Annotated in this window: 12 protein-coding genes; 4 read left to right on the top strand and 8 right to left on the bottom strand. The window is 70.2% G+C overall.

The annotated features are described in order from the left end of the window. Positions 1–134: 134 nt before the first annotated feature. Both TVH25_RS18000 and TVH25_RS17995 read right to left on the bottom strand, forming a co-directional pair. Entirely contained in the window at positions 135–1,088 is a 954-nt protein-coding gene (locus tag TVH25_RS18000) for a phosphotriesterase (protein ID WP_422425066.1), read from the bottom strand. A gap of 43 nt (positions 1,089–1,131) precedes the next feature. Further along, positions 1,132–2,130, bottom strand: coding sequence for a phosphotriesterase (locus tag TVH25_RS17995; RefSeq protein ID WP_422425064.1), 999 nt, complete (start codon positions 2,128–2,130; stop codon positions 1,132–1,134). A gap of 148 nt (positions 2,131–2,278) precedes the next feature. On the opposite strand from TVH25_RS17995, the gene TVH25_RS17990 reads away from it, so the two are divergent. Further along, positions 2,279–2,866: a TetR/AcrR family transcriptional regulator gene (locus TVH25_RS17990; RefSeq protein WP_422425063.1), complete on the top strand. Its 588-nt coding sequence runs from the start codon at positions 2,279–2,281 to the stop codon at positions 2,864–2,866. 21 nt (positions 2,867–2,887) lie between these two features. Here the strand turns inward: TVH25_RS17990 and TVH25_RS17985 are convergent, their stop codons facing one another. The 5 genes from TVH25_RS17985 to TVH25_RS17965 all read right to left on the bottom strand — a co-directional run bounded on the left by TVH25_RS17985 (position 2,888) and on the right by TVH25_RS17965 (position 6,909). After that, positions 2,888–3,820: a LysR family transcriptional regulator gene (locus TVH25_RS17985; protein WP_422425062.1), complete on the bottom strand. Its 933-nt coding sequence runs from the start codon at positions 3,818–3,820 to the stop codon at positions 2,888–2,890. 67 nt (positions 3,821–3,887) lie between these two features. Next, positions 3,888–5,024 (bottom strand): NAD(P)/FAD-dependent oxidoreductase, encoded by a 1,137-nt coding sequence (locus TVH25_RS17980; RefSeq protein ID WP_422425061.1) that lies wholly within the window; start codon positions 5,022–5,024, stop codon positions 3,888–3,890. A 24-nt stretch (positions 5,025–5,048) separates the two neighbouring features. Continuing rightward, the gene (locus TVH25_RS17975) at positions 5,049–5,243 is read right to left on the bottom strand and encodes a ferredoxin (protein ID WP_422425060.1); all 195 of its coding nucleotides are present in this window, start codon (positions 5,241–5,243) and stop codon (positions 5,049–5,051) included. After that, complete coding sequence (locus TVH25_RS17970) at positions 5,240–6,418, bottom strand: cytochrome P450 (RefSeq protein ID WP_296551102.1); 1,179 nt, start codon at positions 6,416–6,418, stop codon at positions 5,240–5,242. The genes TVH25_RS17975 and TVH25_RS17970 overlap by 4 nt, the downstream gene beginning before the upstream one ends. 113 nt (positions 6,419–6,531) lie before the next feature. Next, the gene (locus tag TVH25_RS17965) at positions 6,532–6,909 is read right to left on the bottom strand and encodes a VOC family protein (protein ID WP_169653143.1); all 378 of its coding nucleotides are present in this window, start codon (positions 6,907–6,909) and stop codon (positions 6,532–6,534) included. A gap of 110 nt (positions 6,910–7,019) precedes the next feature. Here TVH25_RS17965 and TVH25_RS17960 point away from each other — a divergent pair, with 110 nt between their 5' ends. The 3 genes from TVH25_RS17960 to TVH25_RS17950 are packed head-to-tail and all read left to right on the top strand — an operon-like array spanning position 7,020 to position 8,790. Continuing rightward, on the top strand, positions 7,020–7,769 hold the full coding sequence (locus tag TVH25_RS17960) for a TetR/AcrR family transcriptional regulator (RefSeq protein ID WP_169653142.1): 750 nt from the start codon (positions 7,020–7,022) through the stop codon (positions 7,767–7,769). Between the two features lie 53 nt (positions 7,770–7,822). After that, the gene (locus TVH25_RS17955; RefSeq protein WP_169653141.1) at positions 7,823–8,200 is read left to right on the top strand and encodes a TA system antitoxin ParD family protein; all 378 of its coding nucleotides are present in this window, start codon (positions 7,823–7,825) and stop codon (positions 8,198–8,200) included. After that, entirely contained in the window at positions 8,197–8,790 is a 594-nt protein-coding gene (locus TVH25_RS17950) for a zeta toxin family protein (RefSeq protein ID WP_422425059.1), read from the top strand. The genes TVH25_RS17955 and TVH25_RS17950 overlap by 4 nt, the downstream gene beginning before the upstream one ends. 31 nt (positions 8,791–8,821) lie before the next feature. Here TVH25_RS17950 and TVH25_RS17945 read toward each other — a convergent pair. Then, the coding region (locus TVH25_RS17945) for a non-ribosomal peptide synthetase (protein ID WP_422425057.1) at positions 8,822–12,850 on the bottom strand (4,029 nt) is incomplete at its 5' end.

Below are 12,850 nucleotides of genomic sequence, written 5' to 3'. Positions count from 1 at the left end.
CCGCGGGGGTGGGGCGGGCGGGGCGGGGCGCCGCCCCGCCCCGACGATGGCGATGGTCAGGTTCTTCAGGTCTGCAGACTGCATGGTCTTGTCTCTCTGGTGGGGCGCGGCGGTGCGCCGGGAAGATTGGTGGGTCAGGCCTGGATGGTGAGGAAGTCGGCCGGGTTCTCGACGAAGAGCTTGGTGATGGTGTCGTCGTCGAGACCGGCCTCGCGCAGGTCCGGAATGAGGTCTTCGAACAGGTAGTTGACGGTGTGGCCTTTGACGCCCGGCCAGCCGAGTGGGCTGCAGTTGGCGTCGACTCCGGCGAGTGCCTGGTCGAGGTGTCCTGCGCGGAGGAAGCGGAGGAAGTGGTCGAGGCGTTCTTTGCGGGGCCGGGCCCAGAACGGCGGGTCTTCGAGTTCGGTTTCGTAGCCGAAGGTGTCGAAGCCGACGCGGCCGCCCTGGGAGGCGATCCACGTGTCGCGGGTCTTTTCGGCGTTGATGCCGTCGTCGGCGTGGCCGAACAGGACCCGGTGCAGCGGCAGGCCTTCTTCGTTGAAGATGGCGATGGCGTTTTCGGCGTCGATGGCCAGGTGGGTGAGGATCGGGACGCCGGTGTCGAGGGCGGCGCGGGCGGCGGCGCGGTAGATGCGCTTGTCGAGGTCGGTCATGCGGCCGCCTCGGCTGACACCGACCTTGATGACGCCGGCGCGGCTGCCGGTGTTGCCGATGCCCACGGTGATTTCGTGGACGAACTGGGCGGTGAGGTAGTCGACGTCGGCGCGTTCGAAGAACGGCAGGGCGGTGTCGCCGCCGACGAAGCCGGTGCAGGCGATGATGTGGACGCCGGTCTTGGCGGACAGCGACTTGTAGTAGTCGATGTCGCGGCCGTTGCAGATCCCGGTGACGTCGACGAAGGTGCCGCCGCCGTACTCGTGGAACTTACGGAGTTTCGGGACGGTCTCCTCGTAGCGGACCTCGGGGGTTTTCCACCACCTGGTGTCCAGTTCGGAGCCGGGCATGCCGTATCCGATGTGTTCGTGGATGGCGACGATGCCCAGTTCCTCGGTCGCGATGGGACCCAGGACGGTGTTGACTCTCGACACAGCTACTCCCCTTCGGGAAAAGATTCGGTGGTTTCGGCGGGGGTCAGTGCACGGCGGGGTGCACCGACAGCAGGTCGCGCGGGTTGTCGACGAGGATGCGCTGGACGTCGGCGCCGGGCAGTCCCTGGGCGGCGAGCAGAGGCACGAAGGTCGACAGCACGTGGCCGAAGGGCACGTCGCGGCCGGGATGTCCTTTGGCGACGCCGGTGGCGTTGCACGACAGCAGGATCCGGTCGCCGTAGCCGGCGTCGACAAGGTCGCGGACGAGTTCGGCGCGTGCGGTGTCGGTGAGGTGCGCGTCGTCTTCGGTGCCGACGTGGTCGAGGGCGACGTACGCGCCGCGTCGCGCGATCTCGAGGGGTGCGCCGGCGTCGACGGCGTCGCGGCGGGCGCGACCGCCCCCGCCGGTGCGCTCGGCCGGCCGGGTCTCGGCGCGGGCGACGTCGCGGGCGGCGCGCGGGTCTTTGCCGTCGCGCAGGGCCACGGCGACCCCGGGGGTGCGGGCCGCGCGGGCGGCACCGCGGAACAGGCTTTCCTCGGTGGCGGTCATGCCGGTGGGGTCTGCGGCGGTGGTGACCAGACCGGCGGCGCCGCGGCGTTCGATGCGGGGTACCACCATGCCGTCGGTGATCTCCGCGGCGAACAGGTCGGCGAACTTCTCGGCCGGCCACGGGGTGGGCGGGTTGGTCTGCGGGGTCAGGAAGTATCCGCCGAGCAGGTTTTCCGGCCCCATGCCGGTGGACGCGACGATGTGCACGCCGGTGGTGCGGGACAGCGCTTCGTACAGGGTGACGTCGCGGCCGTGGAACATGCCGGTGCTGTCGACGATGGTGCGGCCGCCGTGCTCGCGGAAGTCGGTCAGTTTCGCCGCGAGGGTGTCGAAGATTTCTGCGCGGTCGAAGGTGATGTCGAAGGCGTGTTCGGCACCGGGGACTACCGACAGCAGTGCCTCGTGGACCGCGACCACTCCGAGGTCCTCGGCGGGTACGGGTCCGAGGACGGTGTGGACGACGGCGTTCTCGGCCGTGTGGGTGCCAGTCATCGGCACTTCCTTTCGTCAGCGTCATGTCAGCACGACGTGGTGGCAGTCACAGTAAGCTTTCGCATTACATCATGTCAAGTGAGTGGCCGCAGCGATATTTTACTGAACGAGCTGGTAAGTGGGTGTACTGCCGCTAGGATTCGGTTCCATGTCACTCCGTGCGGCGCAGAAGCAGATGACCTACGACCTCTTCCTCGCGAAGGCACTCGAGCTGTTCTCCGAGAAGGGATACGGCGCCACGACGATCGACGACATCGCCACCGCGGCCGGCTCCACCCGCACCACCTTCTACCTGCACTTCTCGTCGAAGGCGGACGTGATGATCGCGCTACTGACCAAGACCGACCAGATCCTCACCTCAGCGGACAAACCGACGCTGACCGCAGTGGTGGCGTCGGGATCGCGCGAGTTGATCAGGGAATGGCTCGATCGCAAGTTCTCGCAGTGGGACGAGATCAAGCCCTACATCACCGCCTCGTACCAGGCCGCCCATGAGCAGGAGGTGGCGGCGAAGACCGAGCGCTGGTTCGAAGACTCGGTCGGACAGATGATCCAAGGACTGGACCAAGCGAACCGTTTCCCGCCGGAGCGCCGGCGGGTCCGCTGCGTACTCGCGTTCGGGCAGCTCGAGTACCTCTCGCGCCGCTACTTCTCGCTCGGCTGGGTCACGCCGCGAGAAATCTGCCTCGACGAAACCGTCGATTCGTGGTGCTACCTGCTCACCGCGGACCACTGAGGCCGGTGCGGGGAGCCGGGATCACGCGGGCGACCCGAAGGTGGACGCTTCGACGAGAATCTGCCGCAACCAGCCGATGAACTCCGCGTCCGCCAGCCGCGGGTTCCACACCATGTCGATGCCCAGCGGTGCGACCGGCAGCGGAAACTCCTCGATTCGCAGAGGCGTGCGCTCGGACATGACGATCGCCACGAGGTAGGTGTGCACGGCGACCCCGCCGCTCTTGGCGACCAGATGCGGAACGAGCAGAAAATCGGAGATCAGCTGCCCGATCCGGTAATCCAGACCGTGCGCGTCCATCGCCGCATACGGAGCGACCCGATTCCGGGCGTCGTAGGTCACGTGCGGCAGCGACGCGAGCAAGTCGAGCGCGGACGCGTCCGGGTCGGTGTCCGGGTGGGCGACGACCACCCACCGGTTCTCGTAGAGCCGTTCCCGCGGATACGGCGAGGAGAACGCCCCCGACACCAGCACCACGTCGACGCCCTCGTCGGTGAAGTCGCTCGGCTGCGGCTCGACGAAGTTGCGGATGCGCAGGGTGGACTTCGGTGCGCGCTCGGCAATCAGGCGCGCCAGATGCGGCCCGAGCACGAACGCGGTGCTGGTGGTCATCGCCACCGTGATGGTGCGGCTGTCGCGGGACGGGTCGAAGCCGGGGAAATCCACCACCCGCGACGTCCGGCGCAGCACATCACGCAGCGGCCCGATCAGCTCCCGTCCCCGCGGGGTCAGCACCAGCCCGCTCCCCTGGCGCGTGACCAGTTCGTCCCCGAGGAGGCGGCGCATCCGGGCCAGTGCGTGACTCATCGCGGGTTGGGTGATGCCCACCCGCGCCGCGGCGCGGGTGACCGATTGTTCCTCGAGCAGTGCCAGCAGCGGCACCAGCAGGTTGAGGTTGACCGACGCGAGCCGTCCCAGATCGGGGTCGCTCGGATGGTCCGGCAGCTGGTTCATCCACACGGATGGTACGCATCCGCTCGGCGGGACCGCAGGATGTCGCGCCACCGGCGACCGGGCGGGCTCACCCGGTGGTGGACGCCAGGCGGCGCAGTTTCGGAATCGGGATGCGCTGGTTGACCGCCACCGCGACCGCGTGGCCGTCCTCGTGGGTCCAGCGCATCACCGCCGGGCCTTCGGGCCGGTCTCCGGTGAGAAATTCCGGTTCCCCGGCTGCCGGCAGGTGCCCGACCGCCTTGAGATTCAACCCGAACTGTTCGGTCCAGAAGTACGGCTCGAGGTCCAGTTCCGGGGCCGCGTCGCCGGTCAGCAGTGCCACGGCCGCTACCTTGGCCTGTTCGATCGCACTGTTCCACAGCGGGATCCGGCGCACCCCCGACCGCGTCGGGATGGTCGCGACGTCTCCGGCGGCGACGATGCCCGGTGCTACCCGCCCGCGCGTATCCGCCACGAGTCGGCCGCCGGTCAACAGGCCGCTGCCGGCCAGCCATTCCGTGTTGGGGATGTCACCGATCGCCGTGACGACCAGTTCCGCCTCGACCCGCGCGCCGTCGTCGAGGAGCACGGTGTGCGGGCCGTCGAGTCCCACGGCGGTCCCGTCGACCAGTTTCAGTCCCCGGGCGACCGCGGCCGTGGTGAACGCATCGGACAGGTACGGCCCCAGATGGACGCGCATCGGCGGTCCGTCGGCGACGAGGGTGACCTCGCACCCTGCCGACAGGGCCGCCGAAGCGATTTCCATGCCCAGGGGGCCGGCCCCGACGACTGCGACCGACGGCCGCGTCGACAGCCGGCCCCGCAGTGCCAGGGCATCCTCGAGGGTGCGCAGGGTCAGCTCGGAACTGTCGGGGCCGCCCAGTCGGCGGGCCCGCGCACCGGAGGCGATCACCAGTCCGTCGTAGGACAGTTCCGAGCCGTCGTCGAAACCGACCCGCCGGGTGTGGGTGTCGAGGGCGAGCGCCGCCACCCCCAGGATCTCGGTGGCGCCGTGGGTGGGGGACGCCAGTTCGTGGGAGCCGCCGTCGACCAGCAGCGCCTTCGACAGCGCCGGTCGGGAGTAGGCGGGGTGCGGCTCGTCGCCCACGATGGTCAGTTCGCCGTCGAATCCTGCCGCACGCAGGGTGTCGCAGGCGGTCTGGCCGGCGATGCCGTTGCCGACGACGACGATGCGGCGGGCAGCGTCGGTGCGGGTGCTGTTCATGTGGGGTCCGTTCGTGCGGGTGGGTCAGGCCAGTTTCAGGGCGGCGACGGGGCAGACCCGGACGGCGGCGCGGGCGGCGGCGAGTTCGGTGCTGTCGTCGGGAAGGTCGCCGACGTCGATGATCAGTTCACCGTCGTCGTCGAGGTGCATCAGTGCGGGTGCGGCTTCTTCGCACAGTCCGTGGCCTTCGCAGCGGGGCCGGTCGAGGATGATGTTCATGCGGGGACCACCTTCAGGATGTCGAGTGCGTCGATGGAGCGGGTGATGTTGCTGGGCAGTCGCACCGGTTCGGCGGCGTCCAGACGCTGCGCGTGCGTTGCGAGTGCCGCGATGACGGCGTGGGCTTCGAGACGGGCGAGGCCTTGTCCGGCGCAGCCGTGCGAGCCGTAGCCGAAGGACAGATGGTCGGCCGGGTTGCGTTCGACCAGGAAGGCGTCCGGGTTGTCGTAGTGCCGCGGGTCGCGGTTGCCTGCGCCGAAGAGGATGGCGACCTGGGATCCGGCCGGGACGAGGACGCCGTCGATCTCGACGTCGCGGGTGACCTCGCGGCCCCAGGCGTGCAGGGGCGCCCAGAAGCGGAGCACTTCGTTGAATGCCGCGGGTACGAGGCTGGGGTTCTGGCGGACCAGGTCGAACTGGTCGGGGAAGGCGGCGAACAGGGCGACGATGTTGCCGAGGGCGGTGATGGTGGTGTCGACGCCCGCGCCGAGGTACTGGTGGATGATGTGGCCGGCGGTGCCGGGAGGGATGGTGCCGCGGGCTTCGGCGTCGAAGATGCCGCGGCCGACCGACCCGGGGGCGAGGTCTTCGGCCTGCACTCCGGCGCACCATGCGTACAGTTCGCCGGCGATCGGGAAGTTCTCCAGGGTGCGGGGATTCAGGGGGCCGATCACTTCCATGGCCGCTTGTCCCCAGCGCAGCATGTTGTCGCGGGCGGCGCCGGTGAAGCCGATCAGGTCGGCGACGACCTCGAGGGGAAATGCCCGGGCGAGGGCGTCGATCGCCTCGAAGGTGCCCTGGGCGACGAGGTCGGCGACGAGGGCCTCGGCCTTGGTGTCGATGCGGGTCTTGAGTCCGCGCAGTGCGCGTGGGGTGAGGTTCTCGGTGAGGGCGGCACGCAGCTCGGTGTGGACCGGTGGGTCGGAGGCGAGCGATGTGCCTTGGAGTGCTTCGTTGACCATCGGGTTGAAGCCGATGGTGCGGGAGGAAAAGGTGGCGGGGTCGGCGAGCGCGGCACGGATCGCGTCGTAGCGGGTCAGCGCGTAGACGTTGTTGACGGGTAGGTGCACCACCGAGCCGAGTTCGCGCAGTTCGGTGAACGTCGGGTAGGGGTCGGTGAGGATCGAGTCCGCGAAGAGGTCGATCTGGGAGATCGCGGGAGCGCTGGGGGTCATGTGTTCAGTGAAGGGACTCCCGTCACATAAAGCCAACTCATCTTTGGCATGTCAGAACATGAATGAAATCGATAGTGGAGTGTCGGCGCCCTGGTGGCGCCGCTCGGGCCCGCTCAGACCCACTGCACGAGTTGCCATACGAGACCGTTGGGATCGGCGAACTGGCAGAACCGCTCCCCCCACGGCTCGGTCTCGGGCGCGGTGACCACTGTCGCGCCGGCGGCGGCGATGCGCGCGTATTCGTCGTCGAGGTCGTCAACGACGAAGGCGATCAGCATGCCCTGGCCGGCTGGACCGGCGATCGAGGCGGGCTTGAAGGTGCCGAGTCCGGTGCGCAGGAATACGACGTTGAAGCCGGCGTCGGGGTGGGTCAGGGACACGAAACCGTCGGCGGACATCGCTTCGGTGAAGCCGAAATGGGTGGTGGCGAATTCCGCGGAGGCCGCGGGGTCGGCCACGTTCAGGGACAGGGCGGTGTCGGTGATCTTCACGGGTACCTCCAGGTGACGGAGACGAGGGTGTGTTCGGGTGCGAGGGAGCCCCAAAACCTTGTGCAGTGTATAGAGTAGCTCGTATCCGACCCGCGGAGGAGAGATTTGCAATGGCGCGCGAACTGCTCGATCTGCTGTGGCGGGACCACCCCGCCGCCCCTCGAGGCGGCGCGCGGGGACCCCGGGCGAAGGTGACCACCTCGCAGGCCGTCGACGCCGCGATCGTTCTGGCCGACACCGAAGGACTCGAGCACCTCACCGTGCGTCGCCTCGCCGCCGAACTCGGCATCTCCGGTATGGCGCTGTACACGCACGTCGGCTCCCGCGACGACCTGCTGGTCCTCATGGCCGACTGCGTGCACGCCAGGCAGCCGCGCGCGCCGTACGCCACCGGCCACTGGCGGGCCCGGGTGCGTGAGGTCGCCGACGCCGACCTGGCCCTCTACGGCGAACACGACTGGCTCCTCGATATCGCGGACCAGCGAGTGTCGTTGGGGCCGGGGACGATCGCGAAGTACGACCACGATCTGCACGCCTTCGACCACACCGGCCTCGGTGACGTGGACCGCGACGCGGCGCTGACCTTCGTCGCGGACTTCACCCGCGCCGCGGCGCGGGCCCGCCGGCCCGATCCCCGCGCGGTGGACATGGCCGAGGTGTGGTCCGCGTGGAGCGAGCGTCTCACGGTCTATGTCGGAGACGACTTCCCGCTCGCGCGGCGGGTCGGCGCGGCAGCCGGCGCGGTGCTGAACACGTCGTACAGTCCCGGTGCGGCGTGGGAGTTCGGGATCGAGCGCCTGCTGGACGCGCTCGCCGTCCTCGTCGGCACCGCGTCGGACGATCCCGGGCCAACTGTGTAGCAGATTGCTACACTGGGAGGAACGGTAAGGCGCGTCGCGCGAAGGAGTACGTCATGACGAACGTCGTCGACAAGGTAACCAGGTTCTCGTCGGAGCTCGTCGACGCGGCCGCATCCGAAGGTGAACGGGAAAACCGTTCGGCCCGTCAGCAACTCGAACACTGGGCGCGCGTCGGCCGCGAGGTGTCCAACCAGCGGCAGGTCGCGCGGCGCCGCGTCGAGGCCGCGCTCGCCGGGCGGGTACCGCTGCGCGAACTCTCCGACGAAGAAGGCGTGGTGTTCAACGCCGAGATCGCCGCAGCCCTCGAAGAATCCCTCGCGACCGGTCACCACGTCACCGATCGCGCCGCGCGGGGCCTCGCGTCGGTGGTGCTCGACGACCAGGGCCGCGTCGTCAAGCATCTGCCTGACGGCACCCAGATCGTTCTGTGAGGCGACTCGATCTCGTCGTCGGACCCAACGGATCCGGAAAAACGACGTTCGTCGAGCAGCGTCTCGCTCCCCTGCTGCCCGGCAGCGTGTTCGTCAACGCCGATGTGATCGCCAAGCAGCGATGGCCGGACAGCCCCGAGGAACACTCCTACGAGGCCGCGCAGATCGCCTCGACCATCCGCGACACCCTCATCGACCAGGGTGAATCGTTCATCGCCGAGACGGTGTTCTCGCACCCGTCGAAACTCGACCTGATCGACCGGGCGCACCGCGCCGGCTATGTGGTGGTGCTGCACGTGGTGCTGGTGCCCGTCGAACTGTCCGTCGCCCGTGTCGCCGAACGCGTGGTCGAAGGGGGCCATCGGGTCCCCGAAGAGAAGATCCGTTCCCGCTTCCAGCGGGTGTGGCCGCTGGTGGCGGACGCGATCGAGCGGGCCGACCACGCGACCGTCTACGACAACACCGCCGCGGACGTCACCCGCATCGCCGCGCGTTTCGTCGACGGCGACCCGGTCGGGGAGGTGGCGTGGCCGTCGTGGGCGCCGACCGCGCTGACGGGAGCGCCGACCGCACCGACCGCGCAGACCTGACGGCGACCCGGCCCGACGTGCCGGGCGCGGTTCACCGCCGCGATCCGGTACCGATGCGCGGGTACCGCCGCCCTCGCCGCAGGTGCGAATCGCTCTCCTCGAGCCGGGCGCGGAGCACCGCGGCGATGGTGTCCACCGCCGGCGCCGCCACCATCTCGTGGTGTTCGACGTCGAGACGGTACTGGTGCAGCATCCCGTCGACGAGGTCGTGCCACGCGGTGACCGCCGGCACCGAGGTCGACGACCGCAGGGCGGTGAAGAACAGCGCGTCGCCGAGAAAGGTGTCCGGCGAATGACGCCGCACCGCGCGGGTGGCCGCGGCCGACCCGAGGTGCAACCGTTCGAGATGGCGCGGTGTCAGTCCGGTGGGACCGCCGAACGTGTCCTCGAGCAGGTCCAGCGCATCGTCGTAGCTGGGGTCCGGCCCGCCGTTGGTGGCGACCCCGAGATCGCGGAGCATGTCCTTGACCTCGACCGGCGCCGAACCGCCGGGAACACCGAGATGGCTGTCGATCAGCGCGAGGGTGTCGACGGGGGCTCCGCCGCGTTGCAGTTCGACGGCGACGGCGTGTGCGACGACCCCGCCGAGGGACCAGCCCAGCAGGTGGTAGGGACCGTCCGGCTGCGCGCGGCGGATCTCGTCGGCGTAGCGGCGGGCCAGCGCCGGGATCGATTCGACGATCTCTCCCGTGCTCAGCGCCGGTAGTTGCAGGCCGTAGACGCCGCGCCCGCCGAGCCGTTCGGTCAGCCCGGTGTACGCCCAGGCCAGGCCTGCGGCCGGGTGGACGCAGAACAGCGCCGGTCCGGTGCCGGTGCGGAGCGGGACCAGGATCCGCAGCGCGTCGTCGATGGTGTCCTGCTCCCCCGGTGCGCGCAGATGGGCGGCGAGGTCGGCGACGGTGGGATGGGCGAACAGCACCTGTAGCGGGATCCGCCGGTCCAGGCGGCGGGACAGGTCCGGTACCAGCCGGGTCGCGAGCAGTGAACTGCCGCCGAGGGCGAAGAAGCTGTCGTCGACCGACACCGTGTCGAGCCCGAGGTGGTCGGCGAAGACGTCCGCGACGGTGCGTTCCAGTTCGTCGGCCGGGGCGCGGTGTGCCCCGGAGATGCCGGCGAACTCGGGGACCGGGAGCGCACCCCGATCGAGTTTGCCGGCGGGCGTGAGGGGGATCTCGTCGAGCGCGACCACGGCGGTGGGCACCATGTGCGCCGGGAGGCGGGCGGCGGCGAAGTCCCGGAGCGCGGACGGGTCGGGTGCGGGGACGGTGGTGGCCCGCACGTAGCTGACCAGCACGGTTTCGCCGGACGGTGCGGTGTAGCCGAGGGTGTGGGCGAAGTCGAGGTCGTCGTGGGCGGTCAGGACGGTGTCGATCTCCCCCGGTTCGATGCGGAACCCGCGCACCTTGATCTGGAAGTCGGAACGGCCCACGTAATCGAGCCGGTGGTCGCCGGTCCAGCGCACGACGTCGCCGGTGCGGTACATGCGGGCGCCGGGACGGTCGCTGTACGGATCGGCGACGAACCGGGTGGCGGTCAGGCCGGGCCGGTGGTGGTAGCCGCGGGCCAGTCCTGCGCCGGCGACGTAGAGTTCCCCGGCCACCCCCACCGGCACGGGCCCGAGCCGGGCGTCGAGGACGGCGGCGGTGGCGCCGCGGGTGGGACGGCCGATGGTGACGTGGTCGCCGGCATTCAGCGGCTCCCCGAGCGAGGTCATGATCGTCGCCTCGGTGGGGCCGTACGCGTCGATCATGCGATGCCCGTCGGCCCAGCGCGTCACCAGTTCCGGTGGGCACGCCTCCCCCGCGACGAGCAGCACCTGCAGGTCCGGGACCTGGGCGGGGTCGAGGGACGCCAGCGTGGTGGGCGTGACGAACGCGTGCGAGACGCGGTGGTGCCGCAGCACAGCGGCGAGGTCTTCCCCGCCGTACACCTCGGAGGGCACGAGCACCAGGGTGGCGCCCGCGCACAGCGCCATCATCTGTTCGAAGATCGACGCGTCGAAGCTCGGTGAGGCCAGGTGCGAGACGCGGCTGTCCGGCGCGACCCGCAAATGGTGCCGTTCGTCCGCGGCGAGGTTGCCGAGACCGCGGTGGGTGACGGTCACTCCCTTGGGCCGGCCCGTCGACCCGGAGGTGTAGATGAGGTAAGCGGGATGGTCGGGGCGCAGCGGTGCGGCGCGGTCCGCGTCGGTGACCGGGCCGGTACTGCGGTGCGCCAGGTCGTCGCGGATCTCGTCGTCGTCGAGGACGAGCCACTGCACCGTGCGGGGCAGGTGTTCGAGGTGGGCGGCGACGGTGACACCGAGTGTCGCGGCGCTGTCGTCGAGCATGTAGGCGATGCGGTCCGCCGGGTACGTCGGGTCGACCGGGACGAACGCGGCGCCGGTGCGGGTGGTGGCCCACACCGCGGTGATCTCCTCTGCCGAACGCGGCAACGCGAGCGCGACCACCGTGTCCGGGGCAGCTCCCCGGTCGAGCAGCAACCGGGCCAGCGCAGCGGAGCGCGCCTCGACATCCCGGTAGCTCAACACGGTGTCGCCGTCGACGAGCGCGGTCCCGGTGGGGTTCGCCGCGACGGCGTCGTCGAGCAGGTCCGGCCACAACCGTGTCGGTTCGCCCGCCGGACCGGTGGCGGGCACCAGCGCCGCCCGTTCGGAGTCGGTGAGCAGGTCCAGATCGCCGACGGGGACGCCGGGATCGGTGGTGACGGCGTCGAGGAGCCGGACGAAGCGGTCCGCGAATCGGGCGACGGTGTCCTGATCGAACAGGTCGGTGGCGTAGACGAACGCGGCGTCCATGCCGCCGGCCGGGTCGGCGGATTCGCCGAGGAGCAGTTCGAGGTCGAAGTTGCACGACTGCGGGTCGAGCTGGACTCCCTCGACGGTCAGGTGCGGCAGTTCGAGCGCGGGCCGTTCGGTGTTGTGGAATTCGAGCGAAACCTGGAAGAGCGGGGAATGCGCGGTCGAGCGGGCCGGTTCGACCGCCTCGACGACCCGTTCGAACGGCAGGTCGGTGTGGGCGAACGCGTCGAGGTCGTCGTGGGTGACGCTGTCGAGCAGGGTGGTGAACGGTGCGGCGCCGGGGATCCGGGTGCGCAGCACGACGGTGTTGACGAACATGCCGATCAGGTCGTCGAGTGCGCGGTGCCCGCGCCCGGCGATCGGGGACCCGATGGCGATGTCGTCGCTGCCGGACAGGCGGGCCAGCAGCACGGCGAGAGCGGTGTGCACGGTCATGAACAAGGTGGTGCCGTGCGCGGAGGCCAGCCGGGTGAGCCGGCTGTGCAGCGCGGGATCGATCGGGAACCGCACGATGTCGCCGCGGAACGACTGCTGGGCCGGCCGCGGCCGGTCGGTAGGCAGGGTCAGCACGTCGGGCAGGCCGTCGAGGGTGGTGCGCCAGTACTCGGCCTGCGCGGCGGCGAGGGACTGCGGGTCGGTGGGGTCGCCGAGCCGGTCGAGTTGCCACAGCGTGTAGTCGGGGTATTGGACGGGCAGCGGTGTCCAGGTGGGGGCTTCGTTGCGGCTGCGGGCCTGGTAGGCGTCGAGCAGGTCGCGGGCGAGCGGGACGGTGGAAGCGCCGTCGGCGGCGATGTGGTGCACCACGAGCACGGCGAGGTGCTCGTCGCGGTCGAGGGCGAACACCCGGGCCCGGAACGGGATGTCGACGGTGACGTCGAATCCGGTGGCGAGGAAGTCGGCGCCGGCGCGGTACACGCCGTCGGCGTCGGCCGGCACCACGTCGACGGTCAGCGGGACGTCGTCGGCGTCGAGGATGCGTTGCCGCGGCCCGGCGGCGGAGGCCGGGTAGACGGTGCGCAGGCTCTCGTGCCGTGCGATGACGTCGTGCAGCGCGGTGCCGAGCGCGGCCGGGGACAGGTGGCCGCTGAGCCGGATGGCGAGGGGGATGTTGTAGGAGGCGCTGCCGGGGTCGAACTGGTTGAGGAACCACAGGCGTTGCTGCGCCGGGGACAGCGGGATGTGGTCGGGGCGGGGCCGCGGAGCCGGGCCGGCGGTGTCGCGTCCGGGGGCGGTGTCGGTATCGAGCCGGGTGGCGCGCCT

This window comes from Rhodococcus sp. 7Tela_A2 (assembly GCF_049311045.1).
GTDB lineage: Bacteria > Actinomycetota > Actinomycetes > Mycobacteriales > Mycobacteriaceae > Rhodococcus.
The sequence above is the reverse complement of the archived record's forward strand: the minus strand, read 5'-3'. Positions and strand labels throughout refer to the sequence as shown.